The sequence below is a fragment of the Brevibacillus sp. FSL L8-0520 genome (assembly GCF_037963895.1).
GTDB lineage: Bacteria > Bacillota > Bacilli > Brevibacillales > Brevibacillaceae > Brevibacillus > Brevibacillus borstelensis.
Window position 1 is genome coordinate 4,669,584 of the sequence record NZ_CP150171.1, and the last position, 25,283, is coordinate 4,694,866.

Here is a 25,283-nt window from a genome sequence, read left to right on the forward strand (position 1 = left end):
GCAAAATGGCTTCGGTCCATTATAGAACGCAACTACCTGAGCGAAGATTCTGGCGTGAAACGAACTGTATAAATCATCCAAAAAATTACTTAGCCGGACTGATCATCTAACGGATAATGCAACTTTTCATTTGACTATTCCGCAAATTCCACAAAAACCCTTTTCCGCGGGGACGAAAAATGAAACTGGAACTGGGATAAAATTAATTCAATGTAGCTAAACGTATCCGAAAAGAGTATAATTATGTAAATGGCAAGAAAAACCATTAGATGAGCCTTGTACGTTTCTATCAATCCAAAAGGAAGATGACATATGCGGTTGTCATCTTTTATCAAAGCAAGGATCAACTCAAGAAAGAGAGAACGATATGAAAAAAAACCTCTTGATCGTCATGAGCTTGCTCATCATGATGAGTGTACTGACAGGTTTCCAAGCGGTATCCACCAACCCGTTGCAACAGTCGGTGAAATCCAGCCTCGTCCCTGTTTCCAAAATGGCGCTTCCTTCGAAAACCATTATCGGGTTTGGGGAAGCTACACATGGCAACAAGCAATTTACGATGCTAAAGTTGGATATTTTCAAGCATCTCGTAGAAAAGCAAGGATATCGCGTATTCGCCATCGAAGGCGATTTTGGCGGAGGGCAAAAGGTCAACGAATACATACTGGGAGGCAGCGGAACTGCCCAAGATGCGGCAAAGGCAATCGGATTTACCATCTACAATACGCAAGAAATGGCAGCCCTTCTCTCCTGGATGCGCTCCTATAACGAGCATCGGGATGCAAAAGACAAAATTCATTTTTACGGGTTTGACATGCAGCGCTATGACCACAACAAAAACGGGCTGTTCTCCTACTTGAAAAAGGTGGACCCGCCACTTGCCTCCAAGTATGAGACGGCACTTGCGAATCTGAATGACAAGACAGTGTATGATCAAAAGAAAGCAACCGTACAAGACGGGCTCTCCCATATGAAAAGCCTGATGGAGCGTATGAAAGAAAATAAATCCGTTTATATCGCCAAAAGCTCCGAGCGAGAATATGAGCTGGCACTGGCCTTTGCCGAGGCGATCAAGCAAAACGCTACTCTTCGCGGAACCAATGCCAACTATAGCAATACCCGCGATTTCTATATGGCGGAAAAAGTGAAGTGGGTCTTGTCCTACGAAAAGAAATATTACGGTCGCGAAAAACTGTTCATCACCGGACATAATGGACACATTGAAAAAACCTCCACTACCGCAGGAACAGCCACTTGCATGGGGACCCATCTCGCCAAAGCCTTTGGGGACCAGTATTACGCCATCGGCAGTGAATTTTACGAAAGCTCCTTTATTGCCAATGACGCCTTTACCAATGAGCGAAAGGAGTTTCATGTAAAAAATAGCGGCAACGATCGGCTGGCTGTACTGTTTGCACAGACAAACATGCAGGATGGATTCCTGGATTTTGCAAAGGCCAAAAATAATGAAAGTTTCACCGCCTACCTGAATAAAACGCAGCCCATCAGTGCCATCGGAGCAGTCTTTAGCGGATTGTATGAAAAAATGGAAAAGATGTATACGTTGCAGATGGTTCCGGCGAAAGCTTTTGATGCGCTGATTTTCGTGCGGACTGCTACTCCTTCGGTAATGTTAAAAGAGTAACGGAGCGGGAATTGTCGGGTTCCTTGCTGATCATACCGTAGTTTAAAGAAAGAGAATGCCCTTTTTGCTGATGCAAAAAAGGCATTCTCTTTCCTAATTCTATCTGCTTTCCGTATAAATTTGAAAGGTCACGCCAAATTTGTCAGTTACATCGCCAAACCCTGGGCTAAAAGAGTTTTCTTCAAATGGTATATTCACTTGACCGCCTTGCTGCAGGGCTTCAAAAAATCGTTTTGATTTTTCCACGTCATTCGTTGAAAGGCAAATGGTTACCTGTTTGCCCTTGGGAATAGACGAACCGGTTGGAGCATCGGAAAACATGAGTTCCGTTTCACCCACACGCAGCTTTGCGTGTGCCACAAGATTCTTTACCTCATCCGTAAAAGTATCAGGCATTTCCGGCATATCACCGTAAGTAATGATGGTGAGGACTTCGGCACCTATCGCTTGTTCATAAAACTGAATCGCTTCCCTTGCGTTCCCTTCCAAATTTACATAAGGGGTAAGTTTTACTGTCATCCTAGATCAGCTCCTTTTTTTCCCATCATACCTTTTATCAAATGCGTTGATTTCTTTTCAATTGCTATCTTCAATAACCCAAACATTGTATTGGTTCTTCTGCTCATTTATCAGCCTCTCATTCAAACAAGCTGTGGTGCAAAAAATACTGTTTGACAGGACACCAAATGGTGTCGTATTATCAAAACAGACACCATTTGGTGTCCGAATGACGATTTATTCATTTTGTAAAGTTTGAATCTGAATAAGTTTGACTTGAACCAATTAAAAGAAGAAAACCAATGAGCAAGCTTATTGGTACGGAAACAACTGCGAAAGTAGAAAACCAGTCAGAGGAAAAAAGATTGAAAAAAGTGCATGCTGACGAAATATCGCCTCGTGGACACTGCGTCCGAAGAGTTGCATACTGTAAGGAGGTGGTGAAATCAACGGCTGTCCCTTAGTACACCATAGATTTCTCCTACATAAAATCATATTTTTTGGAGCGGGTAGCTGTGAACGAGAACAACCAGCGGGATGTGTTTGACGCGATTGCAGATCCAACCAGGCGCCGATTGATTCGTCTGTTGGCAGAGGCAGAGGAGATGCCGCTTCATGAGTTAACCACGCATTTTGAAATGGGCCGTACAGCGGTATCCAAGCATTTGACAGTCCTGAAAGAGGCCGGACTGGTACTTGATCGAAAAGTCGGCAGAGAAACGCGATATAGGCTGAACGCCTCTCCACTCAGAGAAATTCAAGATTGGGTGGCTTTCTACAGCAAGTTCTGGAGTACGAATATGTTGCGCTTGAGCCAACTATTAGAGGAGGAAGAAGAATGAGTTTAACCTTATCCCTGGATTTTCAGTACAAGACATCGATGGAGAAGCTTTGGACCGCCTTGACCGATTCAAGCAAGCTTGCCAAGTGGGTGGTCAACATCCACACCGGTCAGGCAATGGAAAATGATTTTAAACCCGTCGTAGGACACCGTTTTCAGTTTCGTACGGAACCGAACGAATATTGGGATGGAATTGTTGAAGGCGAAGTGCTTATCGTGGACCCGCCACACCGATTGTCCTATACTTGGGGCAGCGGAGAGGAGAAGCATACGATCACCTGGACGCTGCAGGATGTAGGGGACGGAAAGGTTAACCTTCATCTCGAACAAACCGGATTCTCAAATGCCCAAGCACTGGGTGGAGCTAAGTATGGCTGGACCAAATGGTGCGGCGAGCTTGAAAAGGTGTTGGAACAATAAGCGCATTCAATATTTATGCATCAATGGCGACAGCCGTATCGAGGCGATAAACAGCAAAAACCGGAGCACGTAATCGCTCCGGTTTTTTGCTGTGCCATGCCATGGCCCCTCAGACGTTTCGACCACGCTGGTTTCGTTTATTCGATCTCGTTTCGCTGGACGGAAGCGACCGGCTCCACGTTTTCCGTGTACATCCGCTTCACCAGCTCGCTCTCGCCCTCTACTCGATCCCCCTGCTTTGCCAAAAAGTCCTGCGACTCCCGCTGCTGATCATTCGGCTTTTTGTTGTTCGGTCTGGACATGTCTGTCCCCCTCCTGTTCTGCGGTAAACACCCTTCTTACTATGAGTGCCTCTGAGGGATTTTATTCCGGGTCCGTGAGGTTACTCAGCCAATCTTTTTGCCCCGCGCAGGTCCGGTGTCCCGGTTACGCTGAAGCGGATACCTTCGATCTTTTTGCTGTTGAGGTAGTTTTCGTTGTTGAAATAGATCGGGATGACCGGCATATCCTGCATCAACACGGTTTCGGCGTCGTGCAGAAGCTTCATGCGCGCTTCCTCGTTTTGTTCGACCTTCGCTTTTTCGATCAGCTCGTCAAACTTCGGATTGGCCCAGTTGGTAAAGTTGCGGGAGCTTTTCCCCGTGTACAGCTCCAGCATCGCGAGCGGATCGAGGTAATCGCCGTTCCACCCCATGCGGGCGATCTGGAAGTTTTTCTGCTTGAACGTATCGATGTAGGTTTTCCACTCCTGATTTTCCAGCTTCACCTGCACGCCCAGGTTTTTCTTGAACATTTCCTGCAGCGCTTCGGCGATCTTCTTGTGGTTTTCCGCCGTGCTGTATTTCAGCGTAATCGGCGGAAGCTCTGTCCAGCCTTCTTCCTTCAAGCCTTCCGCCAAAAGCTGCTTCGCCTTGGCCGGATCGAACTGATAGTATGGCGCCACTTCTTCCCGGAAGTCCTTGCCCGCAGGAGTTTTCACCCCGAATGGCGTGTAGCCGTACGCCGGGAGCTGGCCTCCCATGGTCACGTTTGCCGTCAGGATGTCCCGGTCGATTGCGTAGGAAAAGGCCTGACGGATTTTCGCGTTGGTGAACGGCTCTTTCTCTACGTTAAACGTGTACGTATAAATGCTGTAGTCCGGGAACGATTTGTACTCTTCTTTTCCCTTTTCCTGCTCAATCACGTCGATTGGCAAAGAGTCGATCAGGTCAAGCTCTCCCGTTTTGAACATCTGGTAGTAGGTAGTCGCTTCGTTCACCATCTTGAAGTGGACGGTCTCCATCGTTACCTTGTCTTTTTCCCAGTAGCTATGGCTTTTGGCGATGGTCAGCTGACTGTTGTGGTCCCAGCTCTCCACGGTGTACGGGCCGTTGGTCACGATGCCTTTCGCTTCCGCTGCCCAGTTTTTGTCCGCTTCCACAACTTTCTTGTTCACCGGCAGATAGGCGCGGCTCATCATGATTTTCGGGAAATAGGTGATGGGGTCTTTCAGTCTGACGACGAGTGTGCGGTCATCCTTTGCCTTGATCTGCACGTCATCCACGCTGCCTTTGCCCGAGTTGTACGCCTCCGCGCCTTGTATGTAGTAGAGCGCAGATGGTTCATAGGCGGCAGTCTGCGGGTTCAGCACACGCTTCCAGGAGTATTCGTAGTCATGCGCCGTTACCGGATCGCCGTTCGACCATTTCATCTCGGGGCGCAGGGTAAACGTGTAGGTTTTGCCATCCGGGGAGACTTCCACCTTTTCGGCTGCGCCTTCCACGATGTCCCCGTTTTGGCCGTAGCGGTACAGTCCTTCGTACAGATGGTCGATCACCCAGTACGAGGTGGTATCGGAAGCGAATGCCGGGTCCAATGTGTACGGTTCACCCCGCAGATTGGCGGTCATGACTTGTTTGACGGCTGCCCCCGTCTGTTGATCGGAAGACGTAGCCGGCTTATCGCTGCCGCATGCGGAGAGCGCAGGCACGGCGAGCGCCAGCAGTGCGGCAAAAGCGAGCAATCCTTTTTTCATCGATGATTTCCTCCTTGTTCTCCTCTGTCTACTGTACAAAATGGCAAGCGATCCAGTGTCCGCGCCTCACCTCCTTCCACTCCGGCGCTGCTTCGGCGCAGACGCCTTGGGCCGCCGGGCATCTGGTGCGAAACGGGCACCCGCTTGGCGGATGAATCGGGCTCGGCATCTCTCCGGTCAGGACAATCTGCTCCCGCTCTTCGCGCTGGGCAGGATGGGAGACCGGCATGGCGGAGATCAAAGCCTGCGTGTACGGATGCAGCGGTGCTGCAAACAACTCCTCGCCCGGTGCCAGCTCCATCATCTGCCCCAGGTACATCACGCCGATCCGGTCGCTGATGTGCTTTACCATCGCCAGGTCATGCGCGATAAACAAATAGGTGATGTCCCGCTCTGCCTGCAGATCTGCCAGCAAATTGACGATTTGCGCCTGAATGGATACATCCAGTGCGGAGATGGACTCGTCCGCCACGATAAAGCTCGGCTCCACAGCAAGCGCCCGGGCGATCCCGATGCGCTGCCGTTGTCCGCCGCTGAATTCATGCGGAAAGCGTTTGGCGTGGCCGGGGTGCAGTCCGACCAGCTCCAGCAGGCGGTAGATGCGTTCTTCCCGCTCTTTTCCTTTTGCCAATCCGTAGGCGTCGATTCCTTCGGCGATGATGTCGCCCACCCTGAGCCGCGGATTAAGCGAGGCTTGCGGGTCCTGGAAGATTAGCTGCATGTGGCGGTTTGCTTCCCGCCTTTCGTGTCTGTCCATCCTGGCGAGGTCTTTTCCTTGAAACAGGATGCGCCCCGCAGTAGCCGGGTACAGGCCCACGATCGTCCTGCCCAGCGTCGACTTGCCGCAGCCGCTTTCCCCGACGATACCGAGCGTCTCCCCCCGCCTGATGGCAAAAGAAACGCGGTCAACAGCCCTGACCCGTTGGCCGCCGCCAATCTCAAACGATTTGGCGAGATTCTCCACCTCCACGATGTTGTCAAGCATATGTCTCCCTCCCTGCTGCAATCCACGCTTCCGCCTTCGGGGCACGCGGGTCGTTCAGCCAGCAGCTCGCCTCATGAGAATCGGAAAACGATTCGGCTGGCGGCATATGCGCCAGGCAAATTTCCATAGCAAAGCGGCAGCGGGCGGCAAACGGACAGCCGGCTGGCGGACGAAACAAATCCGGCGGAGTCCCTTCGATGGGGACCAGCCGCTCTTTTTTGCCTGCCGCAAGACGCGGCACAGACTGCAGCAGCCCTTGTGTGTATGGATGGCGCGGGTTGTCAAAAATCTCTTCCGCCCGGCCGCTCTCCACCACTGCGCCCGCGTACATCACCGTCACGTGGTCGGCCACCTCTGCGACTACGCCCAGATCGTGGGTGATCAAAATGATCGATGTGTTCAACTGCTGCTGCAGCTCCTTCATCAGCCGAAGGATTTGCGCCTGTATGGTCACGTCGAGCGCCGTCGTCGGCTCGTCGGCGATGATCAGCTCTGGATGGCAAGCCAGCGCCATGGCGATGCCGACACGCTGCCGCATGCCTCCGCTCAGCTCGTGCGGATATTGTTCATACCGCCTCGCCGCCTCCGGAATGCCCACCCTCTCCAGCAGCTTCAGCGTCTCTTCCTTTGCTTCCGCCTTCGTCTGCTTTCGATGCTTGATCAGCCCTTCGGCAATCTGTGTCCCGATTTTCATCGTCGGGTTCAGCGAGGTCATCGGGTCCTGAAAGATCATGCCGATCTGCGAGCCGCGAATCTGCTGCCACTCCTGTTTCGTCAGCCGGGTCAGCTCACGCCCGCGAAACCGGATGCTGCCGCTCTTTACCTGGCCGGATCGGGGCGGAATCATCCCCATCAATGCCCGGGCAGTCACGCTTTTTCCGCAGCCGCTCTCTCCGACAATGGCCAGCGTCTCTCCCTCCCTCACGGAAAAGGACACCCCTCTCACTGCCTGCACCTCTCCGCCGTACGTGCGAAAGGAGACGCGCAGCTGGTCTACTTCCAACAATGGCTTCACGATGAACTCCCCCTCATTTCCTGATGCGCGGGTCCAGCGCGTCCTGCAGACCGTCCCCGAGCGCGTTGCACGCGAACATGGCAAGCGAAATCATGAATCCCGGAAAAAACAGCCGCCACCACTGCCCGCTCAGCACAACCGCCAGCGCGTCGTTGGCCATCGTTCCCCAACTGGCCGTCGGCGCTTGCACGCCCAGACCGAGAAAGCTGAGAAACGACTCGGCGAAGATCGCATGCGGAATCGTAAAGGTCAGGTTGACGATGATCACGCCAATCGTATTGGGCAGCAGATGCCTGATGATGATTTTGGCATGGGAGGTGCCCAGCTTTTCTGCCGCCAGCACAAACTCCTGCCGCTTGATCTGCATGAGCTGTCCTCTGACCAGGCGGGCCATGCCCACCCAGCCGGTCAGCGAAAGCGCAATAATGATCGTGGCGAGTCCCGGCTCCAGAACGACCATCAGCAGGATCACCACCAGCAGATACGGGATGCTGTAGAGAATTTCAGCCAGCCGCATCAGGATGTTGTCCACTCGGTCACCCAGCCTGCTCCTTCCTGCCATGTATCCGGAAATGCCGCCGATGCACACACCGATTACCAGGTCGATGGCCGCCGCCACCACACCGATAAACAAAGAGATGCGGCCGCCCATCCAGGTACGCGCCCACATGTCCCGGCCCAGATCGTCCGTTCCAAACCAGTGCTCGCCCGAGGGCGGCAGATTCCCCTGCGTCAACGACTGCTCATGCGGGCTGTGAGGAACGAGCATCGGTCCGAAGATCGAGAGCGCCACCACCGCCGCGAGCAGGAAGAACCCGAGTATCGCCAGCTTGTTGCGGCATACCCGCTGCCATACCTCCTGCCAATACCCGAGGCTGGGACGTTCCCGCTCTTCCCCGGCAAGCCGGCTTGGGTCGACAGGTCGAAACAGCGAATCCAGTTGTGTTGCCTGATTGGCCATAACGCTATCTCCCTCCGCTCGTCAATCTGATGCGCGGGTCAATCACCCGGTACAGCAGGTCGATGATGTACAAAGTAAAAATGAGCACAAAGCTGTAAAAAACAGTCATTCCCAAAATGACCGGATAATCGCGGTTAAAAATGCTTTCCACGAAGTATTTGCCAAGCCCCGGAATGGCGAAAATCTTTTCCACCACAAAGGTTCCGGTCATCAGGTTGGCAAACAGCGGACCGACAAAGGTAAGCACCGGCAGTATGGTATTGCGCATCCCGTGTCTGACGACGATGGAAAAGGTGCCAAGCCCTTTCGCCTCCGCCGTGCTTATGTATTCCTGCTGCCAGACTTCCAGCATGCTGGCTCGTACGAATCGGGCGATAATGGCAAGCGGCCCGATGGCGAGCGCAAGCGTCGGAAGAACCGAATGCTCCCAGCTCCCCCAAGCCGCGACGGGCAAAAGCTCCCATTTGACCGCCATGTATTTGATCAACAGCGGTGCCAGAATAAAACTGGGGACGGAAATCCCGACGATGGCCGCGAACATGGACAGAAAATCCAACGCCCGGTTTTGGTAGAGCGCCGCGACGATTCCGACTGTGATCCCACCTGCCAGCGCGACAAGAAACGCCTGGAGCCCCAGAACAGCCGAGGCGGGAAAGCCCTCCGCAATCAGCGTGTTCACGTCCCTTGTCTTGGACTGGATGGACGGCCCCAGGTCAAATTGCACCAAGCCTTTCAGATAGAGCAGGTACTGCATAGGGATCGGCTCATCCAGGTTGTACTGGGCCCGCATGTTTTTCACGACTTCTTCCGGAAGCATTTTGGCGTCAGACGCGAACGGGTCGCCCGGAATCAGGTGCATGATCACAAACGTCACCGTGACAATGATCCACAGCGTAACCAGCATGAGAAAGCCACGCTTGACCGCATAATGAAGCACGTTGTTTCCTCCTTTGTGCAATTGTAATACTAAGTAAATAAATACGAATACTATGGATTATACATACAGAAAGCCCCTCTCCAGAAAGAAGAGGGGCGATTTGTACGGTTCCCACCTTCTTATCTCTCAGAATAACTCCGCAGGATTTAGCACCGTAAGGTCCATCAGACCAAGGTTGCCGGGTTTCATCGGGCCAGTCCCTCCACCACTCTCGATAAGAATGTTTTATGAAGTTAAATTTCATTCACTAAATTCTTTTTTATCTTATCATTTTACTTGGATATGTCAATGCGGTTTTAGTGCATTTGATTTTTGTTTATTTGTTACAGCTTTCATAGAAATGGACAAAAAAATCAATTTACGAGATCTGACGATAGTTACTTTCTATCTTACTGGAATGTAATAAATATAAAAGCAATAGTGATCAATAGAAAAAGAACAAATAATATCCCAAACACTATACATGTGTTTGCTGCTTTTTTAAATCTTGTCAAATTGGAGTTATTCAAAGACTCGATAGAACTAAAGAAACTTTTCAATGCTCCTATTAAAAAAAGAAATGTAAAGAAAGAAAATAAATACAGCAATATCATCACTTTCCTTTCTTTCTTAACCTTATATGGCATTATCATCATGGAGTCAATCGCCTAATCCGGCAAATTCCCAGTCCTCGTCCCAACTTCATAAGAAGCCCGCACATGATCATACATAAGATGCAAAATCATGCCGGTCGCCGCATGATCCAGGTTATGGCAGTGGTCCATCCACATGCCCGGATTGTCCGCGACAAATGCGACCTCATACGATTCGCCGGGCAGCACGTTTAACGTGTCGGTAAGCCATGGAGTCTTCACCTTCTCGCCGTTCTTCTTCAAAACCGTCATATGATGCCCATGCAAATGCATCGGATGCTCGGTCAAGCTTTTATTCACAAAGGTCGTTTTGACGCTATCGCCTTCTTTGACGACAAAAGTCGGCACCCGGGGATACACCTCTCCATTGATCGTCCACAAAAAATGAAACGTGCCGTTGTAAAATCCCATCTCGTTTCCGAGAATCATTTGGAATTCCCGATCGAATTTTTTCGCTGCCGTGACGTCATTTGTGACGGGCTTACCGTAATCGGACGGGTCGAACTCGGCGGATTCCGCCTTGAAGATCGGTTCCTCCGGAGGGGTTTCGGTATAAAAAATGATGCCAGGATTGCTCGTGTTCTTGTAATCGCCGAGTTTAAAGAGAACGGGACGGTCCGGCATCGTGAAGGTCACGTCGTATCTGCCGCCCGAACCAAGCCGCAACGCTGTTTGATCGGACAATGGCTGCGGGTCTTGAATCCGCATCCCGTCAATGCTCGTGATTCGGAAATCGGTCCCCTGCAGAAGATATTTTTGTGAAAGCTTATGCGTATTGATGATTCTCAGCTTTACTTTCTTCCCCGGCTTTACCTGCTTCGTTTGCCAACCGTCTTCTTTTCCAAAGGCATGTTTATACCCTTGGCTGGTCGTCCAGCGATGGTTGATGACGGTAAACTGTTCGTCAAAGGTTTCCGCGTCCTGCTTCGACTCGACAATCAGCGTGCCGAAAAACCCTTTCACCACTTGCTCCGACGCTTGCTGATGAGAATGGAACCAGTACGTCCCTTCCTGCTCGGCCCGAAACTTGTAAGTAAACGATTGCCCCGGTTTCACGACATTTTGCGTCATCCCCGGCACGCCGTCCATTGCATTCGGCACGTTATAGCCATGCCAATGAATCGTCACTCCGCTATCGATATCTTTATTGATCAGCTTCACTTCGACCATATCGCCATGCTTCACCCTGAGCTCGGGAGCGATTTCGCCGTTATACGTCCAGGCATCGATCACGGCTCCAGACGCAAGCGGTATCTTCTCTTGCTGTGCCACCAGTTCGAACTTCACATCGGCAGGAGCGGAAATATCTCCGGTCAGAGCTGCTACTTCAACTGTCCCCGTGCCGGTTTGATGATGAGCGCCATGCTGCTCATGACGATGATGCCCGGAGCCTGCAGACATCCGTGTAGCCGCGCCGCCCCCTTCGTCAATCCGGTCGTGATTCATCATGTCGGATGCTTCCGGCAGCTTGGAGGCTTGCACTCCCGCCAGTACGTTTGATACAAGGATGGCGATTGCGACCACGGCGGTTAGCGTACCAGCAGCAACGAAGTTGACCATCCTGTAAACAAGCCCGCGCTGAAGCGGTTCCCCCCGTACAACCTTCGCGTACCTTCTTCTTGCAAAAATCGCCGGCACAAGCAAAAGGAGCGCAACCAGCATCATCCGTTGAACGACCTCAAACGGGCCGGGCAGAACAGGCTGGGCAAAGACGGTGCTGAAAGCAGCAATGCCGGATGCGAGCGCTGCCGCATAAAAGGACAGCAGTACGGATGGATGAGCCACTGTGCGCAACGCTTCCGTCGTCGGTGCATCTCCACCGGAGTCCCGCAAGCTTTTTAACCGGGGCCATACCGTTACCGTCAAATACAATTGAGAAAGCAACGTCAGCGGGATAATCGCTTTGACCGTTCCCTCTACAAACAGCCAGCCGCTCGTAACGAGTTGGCCGATGATGATCGCGTACCACAGAGCACTCAGAAGAAGCGCCGCGCCACCCACCCGCAGAAGGAAAGCTCTCCTCTTTTTCAAGCTGTCGCTGGTTTGCGAGTAAGGAAGGCCTGTTGCCACAATACCGGCGATCCCCCACAACAGGGTCATACAGATCGTAAGCACGATGCTGGAAATGGTTTCAAACATGGTCTCCCCTCCTCGTGATCGGATGCTTCGTCATTTTGCCGCTTCTTGCTTGGGCTTCCGGACGATCGGCTTGATTTTTCCAAACGGTTTGAAATAAGAGATCGCCGTCATAAAGATCAGCGAGACGATATTGGCAATGGCTCCGCCAATCAATGAATAACTAGTGTTCAGGAAGGCAGCATCGCCGAGCGCAAGGAATCTCTCCTGTTCGGCGATCCGAACGATTTGAGACAACCAGTCTGCCATATACCCGATGCCGAAACCGATCAACGATACAGTCAGGATCAGCTTAATCAAGATCCAGTAATGCTTGAAAAGCCCCCAATTCGTCCAAACGGACAAGACAATGCCGGTGAGCAGCGCGACTACAGCGGTGTACCGGATGAAGACAACATCGACCAAATGCATATTGTCCAAGGTGTAATACAGCTGCTCGCCGTTCTCCGCCTTCAGCATATACATACCGAGCAGCAGCATGACCATCGCTCCGCCAAGCCAGCAGACGACCGAAAGCACATGGATGATGATGAGCAATTGCTTTTTCCTGATCGACAATTTGTAACCCATACTCCAATCCTCCCTAACAGCTTCTTTGTTAGCCATCCTACCAACGAAATGTTGCGAACTTGTGGTGAACCTATTTACACATTGTGAGGGCCACAGATATCCGATAAAGTGGTATTAAATGGGCAGTACTGGGAGGTTGAAAATGGGGAGTAAAGTTCTGATCGTAGAGGATGAAATCAAAATCGCATCGCTCATCGAATCGTTTCTTCAGAGCGAAGGATACGATTGTCTAACAGCGATAGATGGCAAAACGGCCCTGCAGCTCTTTGCAAAACACAAACCGGATATTGTGCTCCTGGACTGGATGCTTCCGCAAATGAACGGACTGGACATTTGCCGGCAGCTCAGACAGATCGGCTCTCCCGGCATCATCATGGTCACGGCCAAATCCGAGGAAACCGACAAAATCGTCGGCCTCGAAATGGGAGCGGACGATTACCTGACAAAGCCTTTCAGCTTGAGGGAGCTTTCCGCCCGAGTCCGTTCCCTCTTGAGACGGATGAACAGAAATGAAAGCGACGGGTCCGGCAGCGTGCTGCGAAGAGGCGATTTGACGATTCACGAGGACAATCTGCAGGTGTTTAAAGGGACAGAGGAGCTGCATCTCACTCCAACCGAATTCAAAATCCTGCACCTGCTGGCGTCGAAGCCCGGACGGGTGTACAGCCGCATGCAGCTTCTGCAGCACGCTTTCGAGGAGGAATTTGTCGTCGACGAACGGACGGTGGATTCCCATATCAGCAAGCTCCGCAAGAAAATAGAGAACGGCGGCCGGACCTCCGACTACATTCAGACGGTATACGGATTCGGCTACCGATTCGGAGCGGAACATGAAAATTAGAACCAAGCTGTTCCTGACGATGAGCGTAATGATCGTGCTGCTCCTGCTTTTTCTGCTCGTTGTCACGCATGCACAGTTTTATATTTCTCGTGATTTTGCTTATCTGGAGGATAAAGCTGCTTTTGAATCACTAAAGAAAGAGTTCGAACAATTCTATAGGGACCACGGCAATTCATGGGAACATGTCGGCGACGCCAGGTTTGAGTATTCCGCCCCCTTTGCCGGAATCGTTTTGTCTGCAGATGGAAACTTCCTGTATCAGCAAGGAAAACTAAGCGCGGATGAACTACGCAATGACGGCTACAAACTCGTGCTTGCCTCGGGTGACAAGAGGATCGGCAGGCTGTACGTGATGAACGACAGTCAGTTCAAGACGTATGAGTTTAAGAAGATGTGGTACGGCATACTGCCCAATATCGGCATCGCTTCCCTGCTGTTCACCTTTGTCGCGGCTCTGCTGACCATCTTTTTGTTGTCCTGGAGACTGACAAGCCCTATCCGCAAAATCATCGCGGGCATCGAGGCCATCAAAAAAGGCGACGCTGCAGCCATCTTTCCGGAACAAAGGAAAGATGAATTTGGAGCGATTGCCAAGGCTCTTCGGGAGATGAACGATTCGCTGGCAGCCGCAGAACGAACCCGAAAACAGCTGATGTCCGATGTCGCCCACGAATTGAAAACGCCGCTGATGATCATTCAAGGGGAATTGGAGCTGGCTCATGAGACCGGGGCCCCCCTTTCTCCGGCCAAGCAAGCTTCCCTTCTCGATGAAGTATTGCGGCTGTCGCGTTTGGTCCATGATGTACTGGATTTGTCCAGGCTTGAGGCCGGCATGATGGAACTGCACCCGCGAACGGAAAACCTGGTCGTGTTGTTGGAGGATGTCACGGCGAAGACCCGGTTTATGGCAGAGGATAAGCACATACAGCTTTCCGTGCACACCAAAGAAGAGAATATTCCTGTGTCGGTTGAGAAATCCCGGATTCTCCAAGCGCTGTATAACATCCTGTCGAACGCCATCTACTATACGAATCCCGGCGGCCAAATCCGCCTCCATGCGGAAACCGTACACCTGCCCGACCGGCAGCAGCCATACGACTGTATCCGGGTGGAAGACAACGGGGTCGGCATACCCGAAGCGGATTTGCCTCATATCTTCAACCGCTTTTATCGAGCGGATCATTCCCGTGCCCGCCCGAGCGGCGGGACAGGTCTCGGGCTCGCGATCGCGCAGCAGAACATCGTGGCTCATCAGGGGTGGATTGAGGTGGAAAGCGAAGTGGGGAGAGGTTCTGTGTTCAAAGTCTATTTGCCGATGTGACGGATGGAGGCAATCTTGTGACAGACTCTGATGGCTGAACAATATCATTCCGACAATGAGGGCCGAGCAAAAACTGCCTATATTCAGCATGTTGTCGACCTGGCTCGAACTAAGCAGGGACTCCCTCTTCAAAAAGTATGGGAATAGTTGCTATCACCCCCGTTCCACTCCCGCTCCATTAGACATTCCTGTCCTCAGTTGAGAAAAAGGCAGCCGATGAACTTGTCGGCTGCCTTCGTGTCATTATTCAGCGATCGATACCCGTTAGTTTCCTGTAAGACGCGTAATGGAGTGTTCGGCGCAAAAGTCGAGCATTTCCTGCGTTTCGCGAATCCCGCCAATCATCGATCCAGCAAACGACCGCCGCTGACCGATAAGAGACAATACATGAACGGACAACGGCTCCGCCGGGGCACGTACGTTGACCAATGTACCGTCCACTGCCAGCAGCGATAGGTAGGCGTTCAGATCGATCTTCGCGCTGACTGTATTTACGATGAGGTCAAACGAACCAGCCAATTTTTTAAATATCTCTGGATCGTTCGTGGCATAATAATGGTCCGCGCCAAGCCGCAAACCGTCTTCTTTCTACTTTTACTGTTTGTGATAAAACCGTAACCTTTGCCCCCATGGCATGGGCGACCTTCACAGCCATGTGTCCAAGCCCCCCAAGTCCAACCACAGCTATCTTCTTGCCGGGAACGCCTATGTAGGGGTAATTGAGTGGTGGATCGAAATGAAATGCCGTACCCGCCGCAAGTTATGGCCAAACAAGTCGGGGTTTTGTTAGGGAGAAGTCTGTCGTTGATATATAACAAGAGCGTCCTCGGTAATTGCCGGGACGCTCTCGATCTTTACTCAAATTTGTTTTTACACCGGAAATGCAACGCTACTTATTTGTTTTCCTCCAAATCATTATGAAACGATCCTGTCCGTGAACGTAATAGCTCGCGAATCTAGAACCACCGGAGGCCTCCGGCGTAGCCCGTTAAAGTTGAGCCCGATCTACGGCACACGGGCCGATGCGGCGCGGCGGGAAGCCTCGCTGGTTATTTTTTCGACAAAACCTTTTTCATAACGTATTTCAATTCCGAATCATCTCTTGGAGAAAGAATCATTGCATGAAGTATTTTCGAACCTTCAACTTTTGTCCAATCTATCTGATACCCAGCTTGTAAAGCTAAGCATCGAATAAACTCGCGCTGAGTTCTGCCGTTTCCTTCCCGAAATGGATGGAGGACATTAAGTTCGGTTAGATAGTAGGTTAGCTTGTCCACAAAGTTATCAAAAGGTAATTCCTTCAGAAAACCTTCTTGCTGCAGTTTGTTTAGCAACTCATCGGTTTGCTCATGTAAGAATCGTGCCGTGGCAAAACGGAAATTGCCTTTTGAAATGTCTTCGTCCCGTATTTTGCCTGCAAAGGGGTAAACATCTCTAAAAATAAACTTGTGGATATCACATAAATGCTTTTTATCGAACTTTCCTTTTAAGGGTCTTAGATAAAGAGCTCTTAATCGCTCAACTGTCACCATTCGTTCAAATGCATCAAGCTGAGCTTGTTCTTTAAATCCGGGAAGATTGATCAATGCTTCACTGCCGGGGTAACAATACTTAATATGCTCTTGTTCATCCATTTTTTGCGATTTCCTTGGCTCGTGCTAAAAACTCGCTATACGTCATTTTCCCCTCCGCACGATCCAACAATAAACGATCTTCCTGCGGTGTTAAAAAGAGCCCCTCAATCTCCAAGGACGCTTTCGCATTTAATAGAGCACGTCGCAACTTTTGCTGTGAGTATCTTTTCAAGACGATCACCCTTTTCCTATTGCTTCGCAAACTTACTACATGCATATGCATTTAAGTTTGTCCCCCTTGCAATCTGAATATCCCATTACTCCCATTATAACAAACATATATGCTTCGTTGCGCTCCTTCCCCAATGACTTGATTGCATTCGGATTTATCATCAACATGGTTATAGCAAGGCTAAATGAGTTGAGAACAGGGTGTCTTAAAGCTATATGATATGGTTATATTTATTATCTTAAGGAGCTTAGGAGCACCTTCCAAAATATAAAAAAACACCCTTAAAGGAGAGCCCTGCAAAAGTCCACCTAATATCTGTAAACCGTAACCCTAGTGCCCTTAGGTACTGGGGTTTCAATTATCGAGAATGTAGCTGTAGTGGGGAGAAGCATGTTTCCGATCTGCGCTCCGGTCTACGTCCTGCAAGGATGTGAAACTGTCCGCTCCACAGCGATCCCGGGGGAAGCGCAAAACGGCGCGCAGCTCCGAAGGTTACTCATGGATTGCGCTTCTGTCTCCCCGGGCTTCGCTGTTCCGCTCGGCTGGACTCCGCTAGTCGCTCCGCCTGGAAACATGCTTCTCCTCCGAAACAGTAGGTTTTCAACAGGCTGAAACCCAGTGCCGCTTCGACACCGGGTTTTGATGTACAATAAAAAGAAAACGAAAGAGTTGGAACCATTGCTACAGCCCTCTAAACAAATCACGGCATCCTTCCATGCCGAATTATATAAACTGATTCCCGTGGATCACCCATTATGTAAAATCAATGAAATCGTCGATTTCACGTTCATTCATGAATTGGTTCGTTCTTCTTATTGTGAGCATTACGGAAGACCAGCTAACGAGCCGGAGCTCCTGTTTCGCTTGCTGTTTTTACAGGTTCTCTACAATCTTTCGGATGAACGCATCATTCAGGAAACGCAGGTAAACCTCGCTTATAAGTGGTTTTTAGGTTTAAATCCAGAAGATACCCTTCCTGACCCCTCTCAGTTATCCCGCTTTCGTAATCATCGGTTAGGAGCCGGAGCCGTAGACGAGGTACTCAAATCGGTTGTACGTCAGTGCATCGAAAAAGGACTTGTGAAATCAAAGACGATCATCGTGGATTCCACTTATACACTGGCAGCTTCGCCAAAACAAAAGCCTCTTGAAGTACTGCGAGATGCGGCGAAGCGCTTATTCCGTATTGTGGTGAAAAAGCATCCAAAACTTGAAAAGAAACTCCCGAGGTTACCGGAGTTGAAGAAGGATCAAGAGGGTGCCGAGAAGATCATGCTTCACTACTTGGCGGAACTTGGAGAGACAGTCGAGACTTTGTTACCCGATCATGAGGGTTCCATCTCGGAGAAGATCAAGGTCGCCAAGGCCATCGTGGAAGATGAGCGTCTGCTGGCCAATAAAGGCATTATGTCGGCCATTGATCCAGATGCCCGCTTTGGATGGAAGAGCAATACGAAATCCTTTTTTGGCTACAAAGAGCATATTGCCATGACGGATGAAGAAATCATTACGGCTGTGGAGGTCACCGGAGGAAGTACGGATGACGGAAAACAATTCAAAGAACTTTTGAACCAATCGCTTGACGTGGGAATAGAAGTACAAGAAGTGATTGCTGACACCGCATATTCGGGTAAAGATAACTTGGCCGAGATGAAATCCAAGGGGATTAAACCTGTCGTCCCGCTAAACCCCGTCGTACATAATGGGGGACTGAAGCAAGAGGGCTTTGAGTACAACAAGGATGCAGACTTTGTTATTTGTCCGGCAGGACAACATAGTATCCGAAAGGCTGTCCAAGGCAGCAAGCAGAGTGGCAAAAGTCGTTCTCTCGTTTTTTACTTCGATACGGAGAAATGTAAGACATGCCCACTTAGGGAAGGCTGTTTCAAACCAGGAGCAAAGAGCAAGACCTACTCCATCCGGATCGTGGCGGAACCCTACAAGGCGCAAATCGAGTTTGAAAACAGCGATACGTTCAAAGAACGTATTCGTCGCAGACCGATTATTGAGCACAAAAATGCTGAATTAAAAAGGTATCATGGGATGACCAAGGCCAAGTACCGTGGTCTCTTTCGTATGCGAATACAGGCAATACTTACGGCTTTCGTCGTAAATGTAAAACGGATGATAAAATTGGCAGAAAAAATGCAGCCCGTCTCTTAAAGGAGAATGGACTGCATTTTTCGTTAAAGTCCTTTTTTGTAAAAAAAAATACTGTGCGTTACCCGATCCGCAAACCTCAACAGAGGTATTTTGCAGGACTCTCTTAAAGGGTGCCTTATTTTATGTATGGTGGAGGCGGGGGGATTCGAACCCCCGTCCGAAAACGGCGATACATAAGCATCTCCGAGAAAATATTACCCGATTATTTTCTGCAAGGCGACGACTTTCCTGTTAAATCTAGTGTCATCTTTCATCTTATCATACGGGCCACTGTAACTTATTATTTCATCTATCAGTTCTACTGCCGCACTAGATGTTACTTTAACCCTTAACATTTCTAGCAGTTCTCGATACTTTCTTTGACACAGAGAGAACTGTAACCTACTAGAGATTACTCGTTCGTTAAAAGAAAGTACTGCCATCAAGGCTTGGGTGGAATCGAACTGCTTAATTAGATCATAGTAAATTGGTTCAGCATTCCAAGCCGTCCCATTACCATTTGTCAAAAACACCTCCACTAATGTAAGTACATATTTTTTATTAATTTGTGCAGGAACATTCCCGGTTTGTCCAACAAGACGGTATAGTTCACGTGCAAACGGTGGTTCATTATAAAAATTGTTTAGACCCCTATGTGCTGTTAACAGATTATCGAGAGCTGTCTCTATCTCAGCTGAGCGTAGGCTATCAGGAATATACGATTCACCGTTAACAACTTGTAAAAAGCCTCTTGCTAAAGCTTGTTCTTCCTGGTCATTGTTAGCCACAAATTTACCGTATCTAACCCCAAACATTTGTTTAGTTGGTTCATCAACAAATTCCCACAGAACAGGAAGCAGTCTGTGTATATTTTCTCGTGTTTGAGCAGTAGTGTCTTGTCTTGTATAAATCCCAAATAAACCCTGTGCTAAAGTATTTGCTTGTTCTTGTGTTAAGTGAATGAAGAAGGTAGAAATTTGTTTCGCTTCTTCCTCTGTAATCACGTTAGCTTTAATATTTGCTAATAGCTTTTTAATTTCAATAGTTATATTGGACAATGGAAGAGAGATCACTTCATTTATGCACGTTTCTAACCATGCTATTAGTTGTAGACCTGTAATTTCATTTTGATTAGGATGAGCGGCACTTGCCCAGTTTCTCATATAGCGAATAAAGTCAAGATGTTTAAAACCAAGTTCAGAGATAAGGCCAATTTCCTTAGCACCATGTATTAGTTCACTGTCATCAATTTTTTCAAGATCATTTTCATCTTTTAATCTTTTTCGTTTCTCTTGACTATTAACTGCATTATCGTAAAAATATGAAAGGTCATATTGAGCTACCCGGTTTCTTAATTCATTAATTGTTTCGTCCCATAAATAATTAAGTGCCGCATCAAATAAACCTGAAGCTACAGCAGCAATAAATTTTGAAATATAAAGGGATTGACTCTTGCGTTCTTCATCCAATTGTGTAATTGCATCTGGTATGTTTCTGAACACTGTAATTCTTTGATTGATTGGCACTAATACTGATGCAGTAGGCAACCCGTTACTCTCAAGGAAACCCAATAAACTTTCTTCAAATTGTCTAATCTCTAAATTGCTATTTGATGGCAAACTAATTTGTGATTCTTTTTTTACGACCTCTAGTTCTTTGTCCACTAGACACCATCCCCCCACTTGTTCTTACACTACTTTTTTACCACGTTTGCAAAAAAAGGTAAACGACTAAGAAGCCACTGTCGTATAGTACATACAGTGGCTTCTTTTTGTTATTCTTCATTGTATGGCCCCAAGAAACGAACACCGTTAAAATGAATTAAATGCGAAGGAGCATCTGCAACCCATACCTCTGTTTCCCATGCAATTTCAGGAAGGTATCTAGCCATTACAGCACGTGATGGAAACGCTGTAACATACACCAAACCAGCGGAAGACCCTGCGAATAGCCGGGCCAATTCCTCATGTCGCTTTCCATCAACGGGGCCATGACTAGTAACTGACTCTACTAACAACAGCCAATTACGTTCGGGATAGTAAAGAACTACATCTGGCATCTTACCATGTGTATCTACTGTTACACCAAGTCTCGCCAGCAAAGCTTCATCAAAATAGCCCCACTTGTCTCCAGTATCACCTGCATAAATTAAAACCCCACCAGGTACAAAGCGTGGCCCAAAATCCTCGATAATTGCTTTAATCAATTGGCTATGTTCCCCAGGGCTGATTTGAATTTCTTTTCCTGGGGCGATCTTAACAGGAATAAGATTCTGTTCCCGTACCTTTGCATACCTTTCTGCCAACGTCTGTTGTTTGGACAGGTAATAAGCTAAATTTGTATCCCACTCATAAGAACCAAAAGTTCTTAAAAGTGCTAATGTTTCTGGCTCAATTTGGTACACAGCTTTTGGGCTGTTTACGGGTCTAGTCGGATTATCAGGATTGTAAAGTGCGATACCTGCATCTACAAACTGATGCATGGTAAAGCGTCTAAATGTTTCTCGGGTGTTAGGAGCATACTCCTTACCATAATGTTCTCGACAAAACTCCATCATAGGTGTTATGCCTATTAAAGGATTTTCGGCCTGACTCCATTCTTTATCGGGAGTCAAATTTAGTAAGGCTAGTAGACAGAGTGCGGAACGCTCGTTTTGTTGTGCTCGTGGCAGTCCCAGTGCGACAAGTATTTTTAAAGCGTCCTCTATGTTCTTATGGTTCATAATATTTCCTCCAACTTTTGGTCAATATCCTGTTGGGTAATTGTTTCATATGCCCTAACCCATTTACCAAGTTCAATTAGTGTTTCTCTACTCGGGTATTTTAAATTTCGTAAATCGGTTGCATTAACTTGGGTATGGCCGTTAAAGATACGGAAGTATTCATCGACAACCGTTGAATTTAAGTAAACAAACAATCCATAAGCAAGTTCTTCTGGAAGCCCTTGTTTTTTACAATGGAAGACATTCAAATGATTCTCAAAACCGAGCAATGGGTAATCAAAATATGCAGGGTTGACTACACCAGCTACAACACGTCTCCTCTCTTCTTTTGACGAGAAGCGTCTTACTACTGTATAGAAACCATTTTTATATAACCATTTTTCAGTATCAGGATTAAGCATTATAGCATTAGGCTTTTTCATTCCAGGTTTAGGCCAATCAGTTAACTGCCCGACAAAATGCATTGGATAAAGTAAGGGAACGGCTCCAGGCTCGGGCATGTCCCTTAAGTGCTCTTTGACACGAAAATCGACGACTGGCCCTGTGGAAAGATCAATTCCTAAGTCTTGCAATGAATAATTAATATTCGATGAGATATCGATAGGATTTCTCTCTAAAGATGTAGGAATATGGATAAAGAACTCTGGATCATTAGGTAAAACAACTCGGTTAAATGGATGAAGATAAGTCTGATAATCAGTAAAGCTGTCATCTGTAGACGTAGAAATTGTAACTTCTCCTTGTTGTGCTCCACACTCCAATAAGATGATTACATTTTCTTGTAGTACACTTTCATCCTTAAAGGCCTTATTACGGGCTCCGAAGAGATGAATATGTTTAATAGCAGACCGTTCAAAAATGTATTGGCGAAATGGACGAAAATATGGGCCGTTACAGAAGCTACGCGGAATAATAGCAACTAGTTGACCGCCTTGCTCCATCAATGCCAATGTTAGGGCTACAAATGCTGAATATAGATTAACCGTTTCAATTCCGACTTGACGAAGTAATAGGCGATGGCGGGAATTGCTGTTCATCTTCTTGTAAGGGGGGTTTAGAATTGCATGCGTGAAACGCATTTCCCCCTCACTTTGAATCATGTTAATTGCCTGCTCTATGAAATCGCCTTTCAAAACTTTGACATCAAGTGGTAGTTTGTCTTTATATACCCCTAAAGATGCCGACAAATGGTCATGTAACTTGGGATCGAGTTCAGAAGCGACCACTTCAACACTTTCAAATGTGAATCCTCTGGTCGCCCATCGTTCAAGAAAGGCACACGATAAAGAACCTACGCCGGCACCTGGGTCAAGGAGTCGAGCATTTTGTATGTTTACGTTTGTAAAAAGGGAAGCCATAAACCTAGCGATAGTAGACGGCGTCATAAACTGACCTAGCTCTGATTTACGTTTTGGGTCTGTTTTACTTGAAACTTTCAATCGTACGCTATCTATCTGTTCAAGAAACTGTTGCATTATGTCCACCAACTCTCTGAAGCATATGGTTATATTCTACTATACATTCCGGTTCGATTACTCATTTCAGATTTTTCAATGCCATTCTCCCCCTAGTCAAGGGGCAATAGTCAAACCTTTTCGTTGAACCTTATATTCGTCACGTAGTACTCAATTAAAGAATGTCCATGCAGAGGAAGATGGCCCCCCTTCCCCTGCATGTGTTCTTGTGTAACTGAAAAAAGTCTGCTGTTTATTTAGCAAGTTCCCAATCAGCAACAATCATCTTCTGATACAACACTTGCTCGCCATACTTCAGATGCATATTAATCTGCACTATCTTTGTCTCCCTTTGAATCATCACACTAGAGACAAATTTGCCGACATACTCATTAAGCAGTTGAGGATTCGGCACCTCTTCATTAAGCAAGTTAATCAAGTTCCTAACGTCATGCTTAATTGAATCAATAGCTGTTTCAGGCAGAATCAGTTCTTGATACAATTTTTTCTTGTTGGCATGCTCGGATTCCTTCTCTTGCAATTCTACCTGCATTTCAGTGATGACATCTGCATAGTACGCTTTTCCACCACCTGTTTGAAGTTCGTGCCGCATTTGCTCAATCCTCTTCTTCAGAAAACTGATTTCCGTTTCCAATCCTGTTAATGACGCGGCAATGTGTTTATTTGAGTCTCTATGGTACTGGTGAATTTCCCTTTCAATCTGGTCATCAAAAGTCAGTCGGAGCAATGCACTTCGTAGTTTATTAGCAACGATTTTCTCTATCTGTTCTTTCCGCCAACCAACGTAAGGGCAAAAATCCTTACCTTTTCGCATATACCCACCGCAGATGTAATACTTTTGTCCGCCGTATTTCCTGGTTGTCGATGTCGAATGGCCGACCATCCGTGAGTTGCATTTGTCGCAGTAAAAGATTCCCCTGAGCCAGAATGGAGAGTTAGGCTTCGTTTGGAACGGCTTATGCGTTTCACCCCCGCCGTTGTTCCTTTCTTTCGCTCTCTTTTGGCATAGATTAAACAACTCCTCAGTGATGATGGCCGGATGTGCATTTTCGGTTACGATCCATTCAGAGCGGTCTTTCCACTTCTTCCCCTTCGTTTGATAGTCTTGTTTGTTCCACACTTTCCGGCCAATATACGATTCATTGAAGATAATAGCCCGAATTGTGCTTGCCGACCATTTCCCGCCTTTCTGTGTGGGTACTCCTTTCTCATTAAGTGTATTGGCGATTTTCTTGTACCCTGAACCTTCGTAAGCATACTGATGGAAAATCCAACGAACAATATCAATCTCTTCCCGCGGGCCGAGTACCCATACCGCTTTTGTTTTGCTGGCTCCCAACGCAATATGTTCGGTACGGTATCCGTAGGGAGGTGTACCGCCGTTGTTGTATCCTTGCTTCGCGTTTTGCGTCATTCCCTTTTTGACCTCAGATGCAAGATTCGCGTTGTAGAATTCACTGATTACCTCAAGCATCCCTTCCAAAAGCAAATCCTGTGGAGTTTCCGCCTCTGTCTGTTCGGTAACGGATATCACCTTAACGCCGCACTTGTTAAGTAACGCTTTGTAGATAACGTGATCATCCCGTTTACGCGAAAAGCGATCAAACTTGTGAACTACAATGGCATCAAAAGGTCTGTTTGGCCTCTTCGCTAATGCGATCATTTTCTGAAACTCAGGACGATTATCAGTCTTTGCTGACTTCGCCTTCTCAATGTACTCACCAACTATGATCCAGCCTTTCTCCTGACAATATTGCTGGATGGCTTTCAATTGAGCGGGAATAGACAATTCCTTTTCTGCTTGACGCTCCGACGATACACGAACATAAGCGACTACTTTCATTGATCAACCTCTCCTTGTATGTTGATTTTTGGGCATAAAAAAAGCAGGTACACCTTTGTTTGGCATACCTGCATGAAAACGATATTTGGTTACTTGCATAACTTACGTGTCATTAGGGATGATTGAGCGGCGTTCCAGAGATCCTGATCAATAATGGCTGGATGACTCTTCTCGGTAACAATCCACTTGCCTTGATCATTTATACGACCGTCAGACCTCTTATTCCACACTCGCCGACCGAGATACGCTTCGTTGCTTAGAATGGACAATACGGTTGAAGGACTCCACTTTTTCCCTTGAGGATACGATCGCTGGTTCAACAAACGTGCGATTTTCTTTCCTCCCATGCCCTCAGCAGCCATGCTGAAGATCTTTTTAACCGTCTGCACCTCATCTTCTGGCCCAAGTTCGTAAGTCACTCTGTTACCGATCTTTCGTAAACGATATCCATAGGGAGCACGCCCACCGCAGTGAAAACC

General features: G+C 48.2%; 21 protein-coding genes, 1 pseudogene and 1 riboswitch. Of the genes and pseudogenes, 6 read left to right on the forward strand and 16 right to left on the reverse strand.

Annotated features, from left to right (window positions below; translation table 11 throughout):
• Positions 1 to 367 precede the first annotated feature (367 nt).
• Positions 368 to 1,645, forward strand: coding sequence for an erythromycin esterase family protein (locus tag NSQ24_RS22870; protein ID WP_327955493.1), 1,278 nt, complete (start codon positions 368 to 370; stop codon positions 1,643 to 1,645).
• Between the two features lie 99 nt (positions 1,646 to 1,744).
• On the opposite strand, the gene NSQ24_RS22875 is transcribed toward NSQ24_RS22870, so the two are convergent.
• Complete coding sequence (locus NSQ24_RS22875; protein ID WP_003390150.1) at positions 1,745 to 2,164, reverse strand: VOC family protein; 420 nt, start codon at positions 2,162 to 2,164, stop codon at positions 1,745 to 1,747.
• Between the two features lie 494 nt (positions 2,165 to 2,658).
• Here NSQ24_RS22875 and NSQ24_RS22880 point away from each other — a divergent pair, with 494 nt between their 5' ends.
• Complete coding sequence (locus NSQ24_RS22880; protein ID WP_003390152.1) at positions 2,659 to 2,985, forward strand: metalloregulator ArsR/SmtB family transcription factor; 327 nt, start codon at positions 2,659 to 2,661, stop codon at positions 2,983 to 2,985.
• Positions 2,982 to 3,404, forward strand: a complete 423-nt coding sequence (locus tag NSQ24_RS22885) for an SRPBCC domain-containing protein (RefSeq protein WP_227277875.1) — start codon at positions 2,982 to 2,984, stop codon at positions 3,402 to 3,404. Before NSQ24_RS22880 ends, NSQ24_RS22885 begins: the two co-directional genes overlap by 4 nt.
• Before the next feature lie 137 nt (positions 3,405 to 3,541).
• Here NSQ24_RS22885 and NSQ24_RS22890 read toward each other — a convergent pair whose 3' ends face one another.
• The 8 genes from NSQ24_RS22890 to NSQ24_RS22925 all read right to left on the reverse strand — a co-directional run bounded on the left by NSQ24_RS22890 (position 3,542) and on the right by NSQ24_RS22925 (position 12,654).
• A complete protein-coding gene (locus NSQ24_RS22890) occupies positions 3,542 to 3,706 on the reverse strand; it encodes a hypothetical protein (RefSeq protein ID WP_155808004.1) in 165 nt (54 codons plus the stop codon).
• 80 nt (positions 3,707 to 3,786) lie between these two features.
• The gene (locus NSQ24_RS22895) at positions 3,787 to 5,418 is read right to left on the reverse strand and encodes a peptide ABC transporter substrate-binding protein (protein WP_024984619.1); all 1,632 of its coding nucleotides are present in this window, start codon (positions 5,416 to 5,418) and stop codon (positions 3,787 to 3,789) included.
• A 28-nt stretch (positions 5,419 to 5,446) separates the two neighbouring features.
• Positions 5,447 to 6,403: an ABC transporter ATP-binding protein gene (locus NSQ24_RS22900; protein WP_024984618.1), complete on the reverse strand. Its 957-nt coding sequence runs from the start codon at positions 6,401 to 6,403 to the stop codon at positions 5,447 to 5,449.
• Complete coding sequence (locus NSQ24_RS22905; protein ID WP_122957848.1) at positions 6,396 to 7,418, reverse strand: ABC transporter ATP-binding protein; 1,023 nt, start codon at positions 7,416 to 7,418, stop codon at positions 6,396 to 6,398. The genes NSQ24_RS22900 and NSQ24_RS22905 overlap by 8 nt, the downstream gene beginning before the upstream one ends.
• Before the next feature lie 13 nt (positions 7,419 to 7,431).
• Positions 7,432 to 8,379: an ABC transporter permease gene (locus tag NSQ24_RS22910; protein WP_122957849.1), complete on the reverse strand. Its 948-nt coding sequence runs from the start codon at positions 8,377 to 8,379 to the stop codon at positions 7,432 to 7,434.
• A 4-nt stretch (positions 8,380 to 8,383) separates the two neighbouring features.
• Positions 8,384 to 9,316, reverse strand: coding sequence for an ABC transporter permease (locus NSQ24_RS22915; protein ID WP_122957850.1), 933 nt, complete (start codon positions 9,314 to 9,316; stop codon positions 8,384 to 8,386).
• A 116-nt stretch (positions 9,317 to 9,432) separates the two neighbouring features.
• Positions 9,433 to 9,537, reverse strand: a riboswitch (SAM riboswitch).
• 426 nt (positions 9,538 to 9,963) lie between these two features.
• Complete coding sequence (locus NSQ24_RS22920) at positions 9,964 to 12,087, reverse strand: multicopper oxidase family protein (protein ID WP_339166670.1); 2,124 nt, start codon at positions 12,085 to 12,087, stop codon at positions 9,964 to 9,966.
• Positions 12,088 to 12,117: 30 nt separating this feature from the next.
• Positions 12,118 to 12,654, reverse strand: coding sequence for a hypothetical protein (locus NSQ24_RS22925; RefSeq protein WP_024984206.1), 537 nt, complete (start codon positions 12,652 to 12,654; stop codon positions 12,118 to 12,120).
• A gap of 142 nt (positions 12,655 to 12,796) precedes the next feature.
• On the opposite strand from NSQ24_RS22925, the gene NSQ24_RS22930 reads away from it, so the two are divergent.
• Positions 12,797 to 13,495: a response regulator transcription factor gene (locus tag NSQ24_RS22930; protein WP_327970324.1), complete on the forward strand. Its 699-nt coding sequence runs from the start codon at positions 12,797 to 12,799 to the stop codon at positions 13,493 to 13,495.
• Entirely contained in the window at positions 13,485 to 14,816 is a 1,332-nt protein-coding gene (locus NSQ24_RS22935) for a HAMP domain-containing sensor histidine kinase (protein ID WP_339166671.1), read from the forward strand. The genes NSQ24_RS22930 and NSQ24_RS22935 overlap by 11 nt, the downstream gene beginning before the upstream one ends.
• A 285-nt stretch (positions 14,817 to 15,101) precedes the next feature.
• On the opposite strand, the pseudogene NSQ24_RS22940 reads toward NSQ24_RS22935, so the two are convergent.
• A pseudogene (locus NSQ24_RS22940) lies at positions 15,102 to 15,642 on the reverse strand (zinc-binding dehydrogenase); the annotation flags it as partial.
• Between the two features lie 223 nt (positions 15,643 to 15,865).
• Positions 15,866 to 16,450: a Fic family protein gene (locus tag NSQ24_RS22945; RefSeq protein WP_172920115.1), complete on the reverse strand. Its 585-nt coding sequence runs from the start codon at positions 16,448 to 16,450 to the stop codon at positions 15,866 to 15,868.
• Positions 16,451 to 17,321: 871 nt separating this feature from the next.
• Here NSQ24_RS22945 and NSQ24_RS22950 point away from each other — a divergent pair.
• Positions 17,322 to 18,785, forward strand: a complete 1,464-nt coding sequence (locus NSQ24_RS22950; protein ID WP_172920214.1) for an IS1182 family transposase — start codon at positions 17,322 to 17,324, stop codon at positions 18,783 to 18,785.
• Positions 18,786 to 18,979: 194 nt separating this feature from the next.
• On the opposite strand, the gene NSQ24_RS22955 is transcribed toward NSQ24_RS22950, so the two are convergent.
• The 5 genes from NSQ24_RS22955 to NSQ24_RS22975 form a co-directional block, all read right to left on the reverse strand.
• Positions 18,980 to 20,428, reverse strand: a complete 1,449-nt coding sequence (locus NSQ24_RS22955; RefSeq protein WP_339166673.1) for a hypothetical protein — start codon at positions 20,426 to 20,428, stop codon at positions 18,980 to 18,982.
• 110 nt (positions 20,429 to 20,538) lie between these two features.
• The gene (locus tag NSQ24_RS22960) at positions 20,539 to 21,486 is read right to left on the reverse strand and encodes a BsuBI/PstI family type II restriction endonuclease (RefSeq protein WP_339166675.1); all 948 of its coding nucleotides are present in this window, start codon (positions 21,484 to 21,486) and stop codon (positions 20,539 to 20,541) included.
• On the reverse strand, positions 21,483 to 22,961 hold the full coding sequence (locus tag NSQ24_RS22965) for an Eco57I restriction-modification methylase domain-containing protein (RefSeq protein WP_339166677.1): 1,479 nt from the start codon (positions 22,959 to 22,961) through the stop codon (positions 21,483 to 21,485). Before NSQ24_RS22965 ends, NSQ24_RS22960 begins: the two co-directional genes overlap by 4 nt.
• A 232-nt stretch (positions 22,962 to 23,193) precedes the next feature.
• On the reverse strand, positions 23,194 to 24,804 hold the full coding sequence (locus tag NSQ24_RS22970) for a recombinase family protein (RefSeq protein WP_339166679.1): 1,611 nt from the start codon (positions 24,802 to 24,804) through the stop codon (positions 23,194 to 23,196).
• 89 nt (positions 24,805 to 24,893) lie between these two features.
• Positions 24,894 to 25,223 (reverse strand): recombinase family protein, encoded by a 330-nt coding sequence (locus tag NSQ24_RS22975; protein WP_339168079.1) that lies wholly within the window; start codon positions 25,221 to 25,223, stop codon positions 24,894 to 24,896.
• Positions 25,224 to 25,283 lie beyond the last annotated feature (60 nt).